General features: G+C 64.9%; 25 protein-coding genes. All 25 read right to left on the reverse strand.

The window, feature by feature from the left end; genetic code table 11:
• Positions 1–4: 4 nt before the first annotated feature.
• Complete coding sequence (gene metX / locus LZD57_RS04295; RefSeq protein ID WP_233717921.1) at positions 5–1,180, reverse strand: homoserine O-acetyltransferase MetX; 1,176 nt, start codon at positions 1,178–1,180, stop codon at positions 5–7.
• A gap of 232 nt (positions 1,181–1,412) precedes the next feature.
• Positions 1,413–2,060 (reverse strand): adenylate kinase, encoded by a 648-nt coding sequence (locus LZD57_RS04300; RefSeq protein ID WP_233717875.1) that lies wholly within the window; start codon positions 2,058–2,060, stop codon positions 1,413–1,415.
• Positions 2,057–3,400 (reverse strand): preprotein translocase subunit SecY, encoded by a 1,344-nt coding sequence (secY, locus tag LZD57_RS04305; RefSeq protein ID WP_233717876.1) that lies wholly within the window; start codon positions 3,398–3,400, stop codon positions 2,057–2,059. The genes LZD57_RS04300 and secY overlap by 4 nt, the downstream gene beginning before the upstream one ends.
• 222 nt (positions 3,401–3,622) lie before the next feature.
• Positions 3,623–4,111 (reverse strand): 50S ribosomal protein L15, encoded by a 489-nt coding sequence (gene rplO / locus LZD57_RS04310; protein WP_233717877.1) that lies wholly within the window; start codon positions 4,109–4,111, stop codon positions 3,623–3,625.
• Positions 4,112–4,220: 109 nt separating this feature from the next.
• Complete coding sequence (rpmD, locus tag LZD57_RS04315; protein WP_233717878.1) at positions 4,221–4,424, reverse strand: 50S ribosomal protein L30; 204 nt, start codon at positions 4,422–4,424, stop codon at positions 4,221–4,223.
• A 40-nt stretch (positions 4,425–4,464) separates the two neighbouring features.
• Positions 4,465–5,049 carry a 30S ribosomal protein S5 gene (gene rpsE / locus LZD57_RS04320; protein WP_233717879.1) on the reverse strand — a complete coding sequence of 195 codons (585 nt, stop codon included), beginning with the start codon at positions 5,047–5,049 and terminating at the stop codon, positions 4,465–4,467.
• A 108-nt stretch (positions 5,050–5,157) separates the two neighbouring features.
• Positions 5,158–5,520, reverse strand: coding sequence for a 50S ribosomal protein L18 (rplR, locus tag LZD57_RS04325; protein ID WP_233717880.1), 363 nt, complete (start codon positions 5,518–5,520; stop codon positions 5,158–5,160).
• A 9-nt stretch (positions 5,521–5,529) separates the two neighbouring features.
• On the reverse strand, positions 5,530–6,063 hold the full coding sequence (gene rplF / locus LZD57_RS04330; protein ID WP_233717881.1) for a 50S ribosomal protein L6: 534 nt from the start codon (positions 6,061–6,063) through the stop codon (positions 5,530–5,532).
• Positions 6,064–6,202: 139 nt separating this feature from the next.
• Positions 6,203–6,601, reverse strand: coding sequence for a 30S ribosomal protein S8 (rpsH, locus tag LZD57_RS04335; RefSeq protein ID WP_233717882.1), 399 nt, complete (start codon positions 6,599–6,601; stop codon positions 6,203–6,205).
• Between the two features lie 12 nt (positions 6,602–6,613).
• Positions 6,614–6,919, reverse strand: coding sequence for a 30S ribosomal protein S14 (gene rpsN, locus LZD57_RS04340; protein WP_233717883.1), 306 nt, complete (start codon positions 6,917–6,919; stop codon positions 6,614–6,616).
• 34 nt (positions 6,920–6,953) lie between these two features.
• Positions 6,954–7,517, reverse strand: a complete 564-nt coding sequence (gene rplE / locus LZD57_RS04345) for a 50S ribosomal protein L5 (protein WP_233717884.1) — start codon at positions 7,515–7,517, stop codon at positions 6,954–6,956.
• Complete coding sequence (gene rplX / locus LZD57_RS04350) at positions 7,510–7,824, reverse strand: 50S ribosomal protein L24 (RefSeq protein ID WP_233717885.1); 315 nt, start codon at positions 7,822–7,824, stop codon at positions 7,510–7,512. The genes rplE and rplX overlap by 8 nt, the downstream gene beginning before the upstream one ends.
• 14 nt (positions 7,825–7,838) lie before the next feature.
• On the reverse strand, positions 7,839–8,207 hold the full coding sequence (rplN, locus tag LZD57_RS04355; protein WP_163461331.1) for a 50S ribosomal protein L14: 369 nt from the start codon (positions 8,205–8,207) through the stop codon (positions 7,839–7,841).
• Positions 8,208–8,273: 66 nt separating this feature from the next.
• Complete coding sequence (gene rpsQ / locus LZD57_RS04360) at positions 8,274–8,528, reverse strand: 30S ribosomal protein S17 (RefSeq protein WP_233717886.1); 255 nt, start codon at positions 8,526–8,528, stop codon at positions 8,274–8,276.
• Between the two features lie 11 nt (positions 8,529–8,539).
• Positions 8,540–8,740: a 50S ribosomal protein L29 gene (gene rpmC, locus LZD57_RS04365; protein WP_163461333.1), complete on the reverse strand. Its 201-nt coding sequence runs from the start codon at positions 8,738–8,740 to the stop codon at positions 8,540–8,542.
• A gap of 14 nt (positions 8,741–8,754) precedes the next feature.
• Positions 8,755–9,168 carry a 50S ribosomal protein L16 gene (rplP, locus tag LZD57_RS04370; protein WP_163461334.1) on the reverse strand — a complete coding sequence of 138 codons (414 nt, stop codon included), beginning with the start codon at positions 9,166–9,168 and terminating at the stop codon, positions 8,755–8,757.
• 30 nt (positions 9,169–9,198) lie between these two features.
• Positions 9,199–9,912 carry a 30S ribosomal protein S3 gene (gene rpsC, locus LZD57_RS04375; RefSeq protein WP_233717887.1) on the reverse strand — a complete coding sequence of 238 codons (714 nt, stop codon included), beginning with the start codon at positions 9,910–9,912 and terminating at the stop codon, positions 9,199–9,201.
• On the reverse strand, positions 9,912–10,301 hold the full coding sequence (rplV, locus tag LZD57_RS04380; RefSeq protein ID WP_163461341.1) for a 50S ribosomal protein L22: 390 nt from the start codon (positions 10,299–10,301) through the stop codon (positions 9,912–9,914). The genes rpsC and rplV overlap by 1 nt, the downstream gene beginning before the upstream one ends.
• A 2-nt stretch (positions 10,302–10,303) precedes the next feature.
• Entirely contained in the window at positions 10,304–10,582 is a 279-nt protein-coding gene (gene rpsS, locus LZD57_RS04385; RefSeq protein ID WP_163461343.1) for a 30S ribosomal protein S19, read from the reverse strand.
• 12 nt (positions 10,583–10,594) lie between these two features.
• Positions 10,595–11,431 carry a 50S ribosomal protein L2 gene (rplB, locus tag LZD57_RS04390; RefSeq protein ID WP_233717888.1) on the reverse strand — a complete coding sequence of 279 codons (837 nt, stop codon included), beginning with the start codon at positions 11,429–11,431 and terminating at the stop codon, positions 10,595–10,597.
• Positions 11,432–11,453: 22 nt separating this feature from the next.
• Entirely contained in the window at positions 11,454–11,747 is a 294-nt protein-coding gene (locus LZD57_RS04395) for a 50S ribosomal protein L23 (protein ID WP_233717889.1), read from the reverse strand.
• Positions 11,744–12,364 carry a 50S ribosomal protein L4 gene (rplD, locus tag LZD57_RS04400; RefSeq protein ID WP_233717890.1) on the reverse strand — a complete coding sequence of 207 codons (621 nt, stop codon included), beginning with the start codon at positions 12,362–12,364 and terminating at the stop codon, positions 11,744–11,746. The genes LZD57_RS04395 and rplD overlap by 4 nt, the downstream gene beginning before the upstream one ends.
• The gene (rplC, locus tag LZD57_RS04405) at positions 12,364–13,089 is read right to left on the reverse strand and encodes a 50S ribosomal protein L3 (protein WP_233717891.1); all 726 of its coding nucleotides are present in this window, start codon (positions 13,087–13,089) and stop codon (positions 12,364–12,366) included. Before rplC ends, rplD begins: the two co-directional genes overlap by 1 nt.
• A 25-nt stretch (positions 13,090–13,114) precedes the next feature.
• Positions 13,115–13,423, reverse strand: a complete 309-nt coding sequence (gene rpsJ, locus LZD57_RS04410; RefSeq protein ID WP_006205468.1) for a 30S ribosomal protein S10 — start codon at positions 13,421–13,423, stop codon at positions 13,115–13,117.
• Between the two features lie 180 nt (positions 13,424–13,603).
• The coding region (locus tag LZD57_RS04415; protein ID WP_233717892.1) for an elongation factor Tu at positions 13,604–14,371 on the reverse strand (768 nt) is incomplete at its 5' end.

Here is a 14,371-nt window from a genome sequence, read left to right on the forward strand (position 1 = left end):
AACGTCACCGGGAAAGCCCCCTCGCCCGCGCTGCCGACGAGACGAATCCGTCGATCGCCGCAAAGAACTCCGGTTCGTCCAAGAGGAACGCGTCATGACCACGGTCGGTGTCGATCTCGACGAAGGAGACCGACGCGGCAGCCGCGTTGAGCGCGTGGACGACGGCGCGGTTCTCCTCGGTCGGAAACAACCAGTCGGAGGAGAAGGAGATGAGGCAGAACCGCGTCTGCGATCCCTGAAACGCCTTGGCGAGCGAGCCGTCGAAATCCCCGGCGATGTCGAAATAATCCATCGCCCGGGTCAGATAGAGATAGGAGTTGGCGTCGAAGCGGTCGACGAAGGTCATGCCCTGGTGGCGCAGGTAGCTCTCGATCTGGAAGTCCGCATCGAAACCGAAGCCCAGGACGTCGCGATCCTGCAGATTGCGTCCGAACTTGCGATGCAGCGCCATTTCCGAAAGATAGGTGACGTGCGCCGTCATGCGGGCGACCGCCAGCCCCTTCACGGGCCGCTTGCCATGGGCGAAATAGCGGCCGCTCTCCCAATCCGGATCGGCGATGACGGCCTGGCGGCCGATCTCGTGAAAGGCGATGTTCTGGGCCGAGTGCCGCGCACCCGTGGCGATCGGCAAGGCCGCGAACACCTTGTCCGGATAGCTCACCGTCCACTGCAGCACCTGCATGCCGCCCATGGAACCGCCGATCACGGCGAACAGCGTGTCGATGCCGAGACGCTCCACCAGCATCTTCTGGGCCCGCACCATGTCGCGGATCGTGATCACCGGAAGCGTCAGGCCGTAGGGCTCTCCCGTCGCGGGATCGATCGATGCCGGACCGGTCGAGCCCATGCAACCGCCGATGACGTTCGAGCAGATGACGAAATACCGGTCGGTGTCGACCGGCTTTCCCGGTCCTATCAGCGGCAGCCACCAGCCCGGCTTGCCGGTCACCGGCGAGCGGCTGGCGGGGAAGTGATCCATCGTCAGCGCGTGGCAGATCAGGATCGCGTTGCTGCGATCGGCGTTCAGCTCACCATAGGTGTTGTAGGCGATTTGAAGCGGCGAAAGATCGATGCCCGCATCGAGATGAAGCGGCTCGTCATCGCCGAAATAGGCGACCGGACTCGACGGCTCGATCGCCTCCCGGTTGCCCGACGACGTCGTCGCACTCGTCCTGTCGATGTCGGCACTCGGCGTCACGCTGGAAATTCGCCCTTCATCCTGTCACGCCGCCCGGACCGCCGCCTTCCTCGGCGCCGCGGTCCGGACGAGCAGAGAGCACCGCAATAGACCGATCTCGAACGCATGGCTACCGCAGGGGCGGGTTGGCGATGCTTCCCGGACCGCCCGCCGGCGATCGGCCCCGGCGTTCCCGCAAGCGCCCACCCCCACCGCTGCCGACGAAATTGCCGGGTCAGCTCTTCAGGATTTCTTCGATGGTCCGGGTCACGTCGTCGATCGGCGCCATACCGTCGATCGATCGCAGCGTCCCCTTGCAATGGTAATAGCCGACCAGAGGCGACGTTTCCCTGTAGTAGGTCCGCAGGCGCGATCGCATCGTCTCGGCGTTGTCGTCCGGCCGACGCTTGAACTCCTTCGAGCCGCAATTGTCGCAGACGCCTTCGCTCTTCGGCCGGTGATCCTCGTCGTGATAGACCGTGCCGCAATTCGCGCAGGAGAACCGACCGGAGACGCGCTTGACGAGGATGTCGTCGTCGACCTTCAACTCGATGACGTGATCGAGATGCTGGCCGCGCCCCTTGAGCAGCGCCTCCAGAGCGTCGGCCTGCTTGAGCGTCCGAGGATAGCCGTCGAGAATGAAGCCGTCGGAGCAGTCGTCCGCCGCCAGCCGATCGGCGACGATGGCATTCACCACCTCGTCGGGGACGAGATTGCCGGCGTCCATGATCGCCTTGGCCTTCACACCCACCGGCGTTTCGGCGGCGACCGCGGCCCGAAGCATGTCTCCCGTCGAAAGCTGCGGAATGCCGTGGCGATCGATCAGACGCTGCGCCTGCGTTCCCTTTCCCGCACCCGGCGGTCCAAGCAAAATCAGCTTCATCGTGCTCCGCGTCTCCCCCCTCTGAGCTTCGCTTTCTTCACGAGGCCTTCGTACTGATGGGCCAAAAGGTGACCTTGAATCTGCGCCACCGTGTCCATCGTCACGGAGACGACGATGAGCAGCGACGTCCCTCCGAGATAGAACGGAACGCCTGCCGCGGAAATCAGAAACTCGGGCAAAAGGCAGATCAGCACAAGATAGATCGCGCCGATCACGGTGATGCGCGTCAGGACGTAGTCGATGTATTCCGCCGTCCGTTCGCCCGGGCGGATGCCCGGAATGAAGCCGCCATGCTTCTTCAGATTGTCGGCCGTGTCCTTCGGATTGAACACGACGGCCGTGTAGAAGAAGGCGAAGAACGCGATCAGCCCGGCATAGAAGAGCATGTAGAGCGGCTGGCCGTGGCCGAGCGAGGCGACGATCGCCGTGCCCCAGTCCGGCAGCTGCGACGTATCGGTGAAGTTCGCCACCGTGACCGGCAGAAGCAGGAGCGAAGAGGCGAAGATCGGCGGAATGACGCCGGCGGTGTTGAGCTTGAGCGGCAGATGCGAGGTGTCGCCCTGGAACATCCGGTTGCCGACCTGGCGTTTCGGATACTGGATCAGCAACCGCCGCTGCGCCCGCTCGACGAAGACGATGAAGGCGATGCAGGCGACGGCGACGACGATGACGAGCAGGATGATCGTCGTCGACAGGGCGCCGGTGCGACCGAGTTCGAGCAGGTTGGCGATGGCCGCCGGCAGATGCGCGACGATGCCCGCGAAGATGATCAGCGAGATGCCGTTGCCGATGCCGCGGGAGGTGATCTGCTCACCCAGCCACATCAGGAACATCGTGCCGCCGACGAGCGTGATCACGGCCGAGATGCGGAAGAACCAACCCGGATCGACGACGAGACCTGCCTGCGTCTCGAGCCCGGCGGCGATACCGTAGGCCTGGAAGGTCGCGAGCAGCACGGTGCCGTAGCGGGTGTACTGGTTGATCACCTTGCGGCCCTGCTCGCCCTCCTTCTTCAGCTGTTCGAGCGAAGGGACGACGGAAGTCATCAGCTGGATGATGATCGAGGCCGAGATGTAGGGCATGATTCCGAGGGCGAAGATCGCCATGCGGCCGACGGCGCCGCCGGAAAACATGTTGAACAGGCCGAGAATGCCGGTCGACTGCTGCTGGAACGCCTGGGCGAGCGCAGCCGGATCGATACCCGGCATCGGAATGTAGGTCCCGAGGCGATAGACGAGGAGCGCGCCGAGGGTGAACCAGATGCGCTTCTTCAGGTCTTCGGCCTTGCCGAAGGCCGAAAAATTCAAATTGGCGGCAAGTTGTTCCGCTGCCGATGCCATGTCGAGGGGCTCCCCGGGGTTGTCCCGCAGACGGCCGAGCAGCGCATCAGGCGCCCGACCGGACTCGGGCTCAAAGACGGACCTTTTGCCGAGACCCGTCAGATAAGCGGGAGTGCTCTGCCACGCAAGCGCCCAATTCGTTTCAGCGAACAGCGCATGAGCGAGGGGCCCTCTCCCTCCGTGACGTCGGCCGGCAAGCGGCCGACGCTAGTGGCCGCGGCTTCAGGCCTCGGCGGACGCTGCGGACTTGCGCACGGCCGTCGCGGTGACGGAACCGCCGGCCTTCTCCACCTTCCCGACGGCCGACTTGGAGGCACCGGCGACGGTGATCGTCAGCTTGGCCGAAAGCTCGCCGTCGCCGAGGAGCCGCACACCGTCCTTCGGACGGCGAATCACGCCCGCCGCGACGAGCGTCGCGAGATCGATCGGCTGCGAGGCGTCGAGCTTCTTGGCGTCGACGGCCTGCTGCAGGCGGCCGACCGAGACGACGTTGTAGTCCTTGGCGAAGATGTTGACGAAGCCGCGCTTCGGCAGCCGCCGGTAGAGCGGCATCTGACCGCCCTCGAAGGCGTTGATAGCGACGCCCGAACGGGACTTCTGGCCCTTGACGCCACGCCCGCCGGTCTTGCCCTTGCCCGAACCGATGCCGCGCCCCACCCGCTTGCGCGAGTGGGTGGCGCCGTCCATGTCGGAAAGCTCGTTGAGTTTCATGTCTCTTCTCCTTGGCCGCCGCGAGCCGCATCAGCGCTCAGAGGCCGCCTGGTAAAAAGGGGTCTAACGCCCGAACCGCAAAGGGCGCGGGCCGGCGTCGGCGAAGCGCTCAGACTTCGTCGACGATCCGCACCATGTGCTTCACCTTGGCGATCATCCCGCGAACGGCGGGCGTGTCTTCCAGAGTCCGGCGGCGGTTCATCTTGTTCAGTCCGAGGCCGACCAGCGTCTGGCGCTGGTCCTTCGGGCGGCGGATGGGGCTGCCGTACTGCTCGACGGTCACCGTCTTGCCGGCGGTCTTGTCATTGGCCATGCTCAGGCTCCTTCAATCGATGGCACGAAGGCCGTCCGTGTCATTCCGCCGCGACGGCGTCCTCGGCGGCGGCCGGAGCCGCGCCGCGATGATCCTGGCGACGGGCCTGAAGCGTCGAATACTTGATGCCGCGACGAGCAGCGACGTCCTTCGGATGGGTCGCGTTCTTCAGGGCGTCGAAGGTGGCGCGAACCATGTTGTAGGGGTTCGACGAACCGAGCGACTTGGCAACGACGTCGTGCATGCCGACCGCTTCGAAGACGGCGCGCATCGGGCCACCGGCGATGATGCCGGTACCGGCCTCGGCGGCGCGCAGGATCACCTTGCCGGCGCCGTGGCGACCGGAAGCGTCGTGATGCAGCGTGCGGCCATCGCGCAGCGGCACGAAGATCAGGTCGCGCTTGGCGGCTTCCGTCGCCTTGCGGATCGCTTCGGGCACTTCGCGGGCCTTGCCGTGGCCGAAGCCGACGCGGCCCTTCAGGTCGCCGACGACGACGAGCGCGGCGAAGCCGAAGCGGCGACCGCCCTTGACGACTTTTGCGACACGATTGATGTGGACGAGCTTGTCGACGAAACCGTCGTCGTGATCGTCACGGCGATCATTGCGATCGTTACGAGGCGCCATATCCTAGTCCTTGTTCTTTTCCGGTGGCGTCCATGGGAACGGCCGCCCATCGGCGGCCGAGCGAAACGCCGGCGCGAAGGCGCCGACGCCGAAGAGTGGAAGGCCCGATCAGAAGTTCAGGCCGGCCTCTCTGGCCGAATCGGCCAGCGCCTTGACGCGGCCGTGATAGATGAACGCGCCGCGATCGAAAACCACGTCGGTGACGCCGGCTTCCCTGGCGCGCTCGGCGACGAGCTTGCCGACGGCGGTGGCCGCGGCGACGTCGGCGCCGGTTTTCAGGTCCTTACGCAGCGTCGGCTCAAGCGTCGAGGCGGCAGCGAGCGTGCGCCCGGCCTCGTCGTCGATGACCTGAGCGTAGATGTTCTTCGACGAGCGGTGAACCGAAAGACGGGGGCGACCATTCGCCACCTTCTTCAGCGAACGGCGAATCCGCGAAGCACGGCGCCGCAGCGATTCCTTAGGAGTAGCCATGACCGGACCTTACTTCTTCTTGCCTTCCTTACGGACGATCTTCTCGCCCGCGTACTTCACACCCTTGCCCTTGTAGGGCTCGGGACCGCGATATTCGCGGATTTCCGCGGCGACCTGGCCGACGCGCTGCTTGTCGATGCCGGTGACGACGATCTCGGTCGGCTTCGGCACGGCGATCGAAATGCCCTCGGGCGTCTGATAGACGACCTCGTGGGAAAAGCCGAGAGACAGCTGCAGGTTCTTGCCCTGCATGGCGGCGCGATAGCCGACGCCGTTGATCTCGAGCTTCTTCTCGAAACCGGTCTTCACGCCGGCGAAGATGTTCTCGATCATGGTGCGCGACATGCCCCACTTGGAGCGTGCGACCTTCGACTGATCGCGCGGGTCGACCTTGACCGCTCCGTCTTCCATCTTGACCAGCACTTCGTCGTTGACGACGAAGGCGAGTTCGCCCTTCGGGCCCTTGGCCTTGACGGTCTGTCCGTCGACCGAGGCGGTGACGCCCTCGGGAACGGTGACCGGCTTCTTTCCAATGCGGGACATTTCGAAACCCTGTCCGTTTCGTGCACGGCTGCCATCTGCCCTTTCGAGGCGACATACCATGCGTTTTCAAATGCTGACGGGTGGCGCGCGACTGGTAAAGTCGATGCGACACCCGCCCTATGGCATGAAACTGCGCGCGTCAGAAGACCCGGCAGAGAACCTCGCCGCCGACATTCTGTTCGCGGGCGCTGTGGTCCGCCATGACGCCCTTCGGCGTCGAGAGGACCGAAATGCCGAGGCCGTTGGCGACCTGCGGGATCGTCTTCGCCGAAACGTAGACGCGGCGGCCGGGCTTGGAGACGCGGGCGATCTCGCGGATCACCGCCTGGCCTTCGTAGTACTTCAGCTCGATCTCGTATTCGGACTTGCCGTTGCCGAATTCCGTGAGCGTGTAGCCGCGGATGTAACCCTCGTCCTTGAGGACGTCGAGAACGCGGCCACGCAGCTTCGAAGCCGGGGTCGAAACCGACGACTTGTTGCGCATGACGGCGTTGCGGATGCGGGTCAGCATGTCGCCGAGCGGATCAGACATAGACATGGCGAACCCTCCTTACCAGCTCGACTTCACGATGCCGGGGATCTGGCCGTTGTTGCCGAGTTCCCGGAGCGCGATACGGCTCATCTTGAGCTTGCGATAGTAAGCGCGGGGCCGACCGGTGACCTCGCAGCGATTGCGGATGCGCACCTTCGAACCGTTGCGCGGCAGCTCGGCGAGCTGCAGCTGCGCCTTGAAACGCTCTTCCATCGGAGCGTCGGCGTTCTTGGTGATCGCCTTCAGAGCAGCCCGCTTGGCGGCGTATTTCGCCACCATTTCCTGGCGGTGCTTGTTCTGCTCGATCATGCCCTTCTTGGCCATTGTCTCGTCCTTTGCTCGTCTGCCGTTACGGGCGTCAGTTCGTCCGGAAGGGGAAGTTGAACGCCTTCAAGAGGGCGCGCGCTTCCTCGTCCGTCTTGGCCGTCGTACAAACGATGATGTCCATGCCCCACATCTGATCGACCTTGTCGTAGTTGATCTCGGGGAACACGATGTGCTCCTTGATGCCCATGGCGAAGTTGCCACGGCCGTCAAAGCTCTTCGGATTGAGGCCGCGGAAATCGCGGACCCGGGGCAGTGCGATCTGGATCAGCCGATCCACGAATTCGTACATGCGCTCGCGGCGCAGCGTCACCTTGCAGCCGATCGGCATGCCTTCGCGGACCTTGAAGCCGGCGATCGACTTGCCCGCGCGGGTGATGACCGGCTTCTGGCCGGCGATCCGCGCGAGGTCTTCGGCGGCGACGGACGGCTTCTTGGAATCGCCGGTCGCTTCGCCAACGCCCATGTTGATGACGACCTTGTCGAGCCGCGGCAGCTGCATGTCGTTCTCGTATGAGAACTGATCCTGCAACGCCTTGCGGACGTCCTCGCGATAGACGCGCTTGAGGCGAGGCTCGTAGTTAGCAGCTTCAGCCATTGATCTCTTCCCCCGAACGCTTGGCGACGCGCACCTTGGTGCCGTCTTCGAGAGTCTTGAATCCGATACGGGTCGCCTTGCCGTCCTTCGGGTCGGCGACCGCGAGGTTCGAAAGGTGGATCGGCGCTTCCTTGGCGATGATGCCGGCTTCCTGGGAAGCGGTCTGGCGCTGGTGGCGCTTGACCATGTTCACGCCCTGGACCAGGGCCTTGTCTTCCTTCGGCATCATCTTGATGACTTCGCCCGACCGGCCCTTGTCCTTGCCGGCGAGCACGACGACGGTGTCGCCCTTGCGGATCTTCTGCATCGTCCGCTCTCCTCTTAAAGAACTTCGGGGGCCAGCGACACGATCTTCATGTGGTTCTTGCCGCGAAGCTCGCGGGGAACCGGTCCGAAGATACGGGTGCCGATCGGCTCTTTCTTGTTGTCGATCAGGACGGCGGCGTTCCGGTCGAACCGGATCACCGAGCCGTCGGCGCGACGGATGTCCTTGGCGGTACGGACCACCACGGCCTTCATCACGTCGCCCTTCTTGACGCGGCCGCGCGGGATCGCCTCCTTCACGGACACGACGATGACGTCGCCGACCGAGGCGTACTTCCGCTTCGAGCCGCCCAGAACCTTGATGCACATGACACGACGGGCGCCGGAATTATCCGCGACGTCGAGGTTTGTTTGCATCTGAATCATGTCAGGCCGCCTTCAAAAGCTTGTCGCCGGGAGCGCCGCCATATGGCGGCGAACCGGCGCATTCGTTCAACTTGCTGCTTGCGTCGTCGACGCGCTGGAAACGACGGTCCAGCTCTTGTCCTTGGAGATCGGGCGCGACTCCTCGATGGAGACGATGTCGCCGACCTTGAACTCGTTCTGAGCGTCGTGCGCCTTGTACTTCTTCGACCGGCGCACGGTCTTCTTCAGCAGCGGATGGGCGAAACGACGTTCCACCAGCACCACAACCGTCTTGTCGTTCTTGTCGGAGACCACCGTCCCCTGCAGAATGCGTTTCGGCATAGTCTCGTCCTTCAGGCCTTGGCGTCGGCCGACTTGGCCCGTGCGATCGTCTTGATCCGCGCGATGTCGCGACGGACCTGGCGCACGCGCGCCGTGTTCTCGAGTTGACCCGTGGCACGCTGGAAACGCAGGTTGAACTGCTCTTTCTTCAGCTTGGCGAGCTCGTCGGTGAGTTCGTCCTGGGTCATGGTTCTGACGTCGGAAGCTTTCACGTCAAACTCTCCTATCATTCCGCGATGCGCTGGATGAAGCGCGTGCGGATCGGCAGCTTTGCCGCGCCGAGGCGCAGGGCCTCGCGGGCGATGTCCTCGGGAACGCCGTCGATCTCGAACATCACGCGGCCGGGATGGACCCGGGCCGCCCAATAGTCGACGCCGCCCTTACCCTTACCCATGCGCACTTCCGTCGGCTTCGACGTCACCGGCAGATCCGGGAAGATCCGGATCCACACCCGGCCCTGGCGCTTCATCTGACGGGTGATCGCGCGGCGGGCCGCCTCGATCTGGCGGGCGGTGACCCGCTCGGGCTCCAGCGCCTTCAGACCGAAGGCGCCGAAGTTGAGAGCCGTTCCACCCTTGGAGGTACCGTGAATGCGTCCTTTGAACGCCTTCCGGTACTTCGTTCGCTTTGGCTGTAGCATCTTTGTCTACTCCGAATTCTCAACCGGCCCTCAGGCGTGCTCGCGGCGGCGTCCGCCACCACCACCGCCGTGGCCGTCGCCCTCGACCGCCCGGCGCTCGGAGGCCATCGGATCGTGCTCGAGGATCTCGCCCTTGAAGATCCAGACCTTGACGCCGCAGATGCCATAGGCCGTCTCGGCCTCGGCCGTGCCGTAGTCGATGTCGGCGCGCAGCGTGTGCAGCGGCACCCGGCCCTCGCGATACCACTCGGTGCGGGCGATCTCGGCGCCGCCGAGACGGCCGCCGCAATTGATCCGGATGCCCTCGGCGCCGAGGCGCATCGCCGACTGGACGGCGCGCTTCATGGCACGGCGGAACGCCACGCGGCGCTCCAGCTGCTGAGCGATCGACTGCGCCACCAGCGTCGCGTCGGTCTCGGGCTTGCGGACCTCGACGATGTTGATGTGCGTCTCGGCATTGGTCATCGAAGACAGCTTCCGGCGAAGCTTCTCGATGTCGGCGCCCTTCTTGCCGATGACGATGCCCGGACGCGCCGAGTGGATCGTGATGCGGCACTTCTTGTGCGGACGCTCGATGACGATCTTGGAGACCGCCGCCTGCTTCAGCTCGCCCATCAGGTAGTTGCGGATCTTCAGATCCTCGTGGAGCAGCTTGCCGTACTCGCCCTTGTTGGCGAACCAGCGCGAATCCCACGTCCGATTGATCCCGAGCCTGAAGCCGGTCGGATTGATTTTCTGACCCATTACGCGGCCTCCTCGACTTCCTCGACTTCGCGCACGACGATGGTCAGGTGCGCGAAGGGCTTCTCGACCCGGCTCGCACGGCCACGACCGCGGGCGTGGAAGCGCTTCATCGTGATCGACTTGCCGACATAGGCCTCGGCGACCACCAATGCGTCGACGTCGAGATCGTGGTTGTTCTCGGCGTTCGCGATCGCGCTTTCCAGCGTCTTCTTGACCGTCTCGGCAATCCGCTTGCGCGAGAAGGTGAGATCTGCGAGCGCGCGGTCTACCCTCTTGCCGCGGATCAGCTGCGCGACGAGATTGAGTTTCTGCGGGCTGACGCGGATCGAGCGGGCCACTGCCCTCGCCTCGTTCTCCGCAAGCCGACGCTCGGCTTTCGCCTTGCCCATGGTTACTTCCTCTTCGCCTTCTTGTCGGCGCCGTGGCCGTAGTAGGTGCGGGTCGGGGCGAACTCGCCGAACTTGTGTCCGACCATGTCCTCGTTGACCGAAACCGGAATGTGCTTGTTGCCGTTGTAGACGCCGAAGGTCAGACCCACGAACTGCGGCAGGATCGTCGACCGCCGGCTCCAGATCTTGATGACGTCGTTGCGGCCGCTCGAGCGGGCCTTGTCGGCCTTCTTGAGAAGAAAGCCATCGACGAACGGGCCCTTCCAGACAGAACGTGCCATTGAAAGTTTCCCTTACTTCTTGCGCTGATGGCGCGAGCGCATGATGAACTTGTCGGTCGCCTTGTTCTGGCGCGTGCGCTTGCCCTTGGTCGGCTTGCCCCACGGCGTGACCGGGTGACGGCCGCCGGAGGTGCGGCCTTCGCCGCCGCCATGCGGATGGTCGACCGGGTTCATCGCGACGCCGCGAACGTGCGGCCGCTTGCCGAGCCAGACGCTGCGACCGGCCTTGCCGAGATTGATGTTGCCGTGGTCCGGGTTCGACACGGCGCCGACCGTCGCGAAACACGACGCCGGGACGAGCCGCTGCTCACCCGAATTGAGGCGCAGGATCGCCATGCCCTGGTCGCGGCCGACCAGCTGGGCATAGGAGCCCGCCGACCGGGCGATCTGGCCGCCCTTTTCGGGCTTCATCTCCACATTGTGGATGATGGTGCCGACCGGGATCGCCGAAAGCGGCATCGCATTGCCCGGTTTCACGTCGACGCCCGACAGGCCCGCGATCACCTGGTCGCCGGCGGCGAGCCGCTGCGGTGCCAGGATGTAGGCCAGCTCGCCGTCCTCGTAGCGGATCAGCGCGATGAAGGCCGTGCGGTTCGGATCGTATTCGAGCCGCTCCACGGTGCCGGCGACGTCCAGCTTGCGACGCTTGAAGTCGACGATGCGGTAGGTCCGCTTGTGACCGCCGCCCTGATAGCGCGCGGTGATCCGGCCGGTGTTGTTGCGCCCGCCCTTGGAGCTGAGCCCCTCGGTCAGGTGCTTGACCGGCTTGCCCTTGTGGAGGCCCGAACGGTCGACGATGACCAGCTGGCGCTGGCTCGGAGTGTTCGGCTTGAAATTCTTCAGTGCCATCTGCTTTTTCCTCCGGTCCCGCTCAGAGTCCGGTCGAGACGTCGATGGACTGGCCCTCGGCCAGGGTCACGACGGCTTTCTTCTGGTCGCTCTGCCGGCCGATGCGGCCCTTGAAGCGCTTGACCTTGCCCTTGCGGACCAGGGTGTTCACCGCGGCGACCTTGACGTTGAACAGGGCCTCGACCGCCGCCTTGATCTGCGGCTTGCTGGCCGTGCCCGGCACGTTGAAGACGACCTGGTTGGCTTCCGACAAAAGGGTCGACTTCTCGGTGATCACCGGCGAGGTGATCACGTCGTAATGGCGCAGATCGGTCATTTGAAGCGCTCCTCGAGAGCCTCGACTGCGGCCTTGGACAGAACCAGCGTCTGACGGCGCAGAATGTCGTAAACATTGATGCCCTGCACCGGCAGGACGTCGATGTGCGGAATGTTGCGGGCCGAGCGCGAGAAGTTCACGTCGAGTTCGGCGCCGCCGATGATCAGCGCGTTGGCGACGCCGAGATCGGCGAACCGCTTCACCGCGGCCTTGGTCTTGCCGTCCTCGGCCTTCAGATCGTCGACGACGATGAGGCCGCCCGACTTCGCCTTGGCGGACAGGGCATGGCGCAGCGCCAGCGCCCGGAACTTCTTCGGCAGATCGTGGGCATGGCTGCGGGTCGTCGGACCGTGGGCCTTGCCACCGCCGCGGAACTGCGGCGCACGCGCCGAACCGTGACGCGCGCGGCCGGTGCCCTTCTGCCGGTACAGCTTGGCGCCGGTCCGGGCGATCTCGGCGCGGCCGAGCGTCTCGTGCGTGCCCTGCTGGCGCTTGGCCAGCTGCCAGCGAACCATGCGCTGGAGGATGTCCTCGCGCGGGTCGAGGCCGAAGATCTCGTCGGCCAGCGTCACCTTGCCGGCGTCCGAGCCGTCGAGGCTCTTGATCGTGATATCCATTACTCAGCCCCCTCGGCTTCGCTCACTTCGGCCCTGGCCGTGTCGTTCGCGGCCTGGCGAAGCGCGGCCGGCTTCGGCGCGTTGTCCGGCAGCGAAGCCTTGACGGCGTCGCGGACCTCGATCCAGCCACCCTTCGAACCCGGCACGGCGCCACGCACGAGGATCAGGCCCTTCTCGGGATCGGTGCGAACGATCTCGAGGTTCTGGGTGGTCACCCGAACCTGGCCCATGTGACCGGCCATCTTCTTGTTCTTGAAGACCTTGCCGGGATCCTGGCGCTGACCGGTCGAACCGTGCGAACGGTGCGAGACGGACACGCCGTGGGTCGCGCGAAGACCACCGAAGTTGTGGCGCTTCATCGCACCGGCAAAGCCCTTGCCGATCGAGGTGCCCGTCACGTCGACGATCTGCCCGGCGACGAAATGATCGGCGGTGATCTCGGCACCGATGTCGATCATGTTGTCCTCGGAGACGCGGAACTCGACGAGCTTGCGCTTCGGCTCGACGGAGGCCTGGGCGAAAACGCCGCGCATGGCCTTCGACGTATTCTTCACCTTGGCGAGACCGGCGCCGAGCTGAACGGCGGTGTAGCCGTTCTTGTCGCGGGTCCGCTGGGCGACGACCTGCAGGTTCTCGACCTTCAGGACGGTGACCGGAACATGCTCTCCGGCGTCGTTGTAGACGCGGGTCATGCCGACCTTCTGTGCAATCACACCTGAACGCATGGGCGTTATCCTTCCCGTGCTCTGATCAGAGCTTGATCTCGACGTCGACGCCGGCGGCGAGGTCGAGCTTCATCAGCGCATCGACCGTCTGCGGCGTCGGATCGACGATGTCGAGAAGCCGCTTGTGGGTGCGCATTTCAAACTGTTCGCGCGACTTCTTGTCGACGTGCGGCGAACGGTTCACGGTAAACTTCTCGATGCGCGTCGGCAGCGGGATCGGCCCGCGCACATTCGCGCCCGTGCGCTTGGCCGTCGACACGATCTCGCGCGTCGAAGCGTCGAGGACCCGATGGTCGAACGCCTTCAGACGGATGCGGATATTCTGGCCGTTCATGTTCTATTGTCCTCTGTCGGAAGCAGCCGGCTGCCGCCGGCCCTTCTCCGAGCGCTTATCAGTCTCAAAATCAGCCAATCTGTGCGCGGAACCCCGTCCCGCCCGCCTCTCGACTGGAGAGGCGGAGCGGCCGGCGCCCGGGTCGAAGCGACCGCAGGGCGCCGGCCGAAGACGCGGATGCTACTCGACGATCGCCGCGACGATGCCGGCGCCGACGGTGCGGCCGCCTTCGCGGATGGCGAAGCGCAGGCGCTCTTCCATCGCGATCGGAACGATCAGCGTGACGTCCATGGTCACGTTGTCGCCCGGCATCACCATCTCGGTGCCCTCCGGCAGCGTGCAGACGCCGGTCACGTCCGTCGTGCGGAAGTAGAACTGCGGCCGGTAGTTGGTGAAGAACGGCGTGTGGCGGCCGCCTTCTTCCTTGGTCAGGATGTAGGCCTCGGCCTTGAACTTGGTGTGCGGCTTCACCGAGCCCGGCTTGCACAGCACCTGGCCGCGCTCGACGCCTTCGCGGTCGACGCCGCGGATCAGCGCGCCGATGTTGTCGCCCGCCTGGCCCTGGTCGAGCAGCTTGCGGAACATCTCGACGCCGGTCACCGTCGTCTTCTTGGTGTCGCGGATGCCGACGATCTCGACTTCCTCGCCGACCTTGATCACCCCGCGCTCGACGCGGCCGGTGACGACCGTGCCGCGACCCGAGATCGAGAAGACGTCCTCGATCGGCATCAGGAACGGCTGGTCGATCGGGCGCTCCGGCGTCGGGATGTAAGCGTCGACTTCCTTCATCAGCTCGCGGACGGCGTCCTCGCCGATTTCCTTATTCGAGTCCTCGAGGGCGGCCAGCGCCGAACCCTTGACGATCGGAATGTCGTCGCCCGGGAACTCGTAGGACGAGAGAAGCTCGCGAACCTCGAGCTCGACGAGCTCGAGCAGCTCGGCGTCGTC

The organism is Jiella avicenniae, from assembly GCF_021390325.1.
Classification (GTDB): domain Bacteria; phylum Pseudomonadota; class Alphaproteobacteria; order Rhizobiales; family Rhizobiaceae; genus Jiella; species Jiella avicenniae.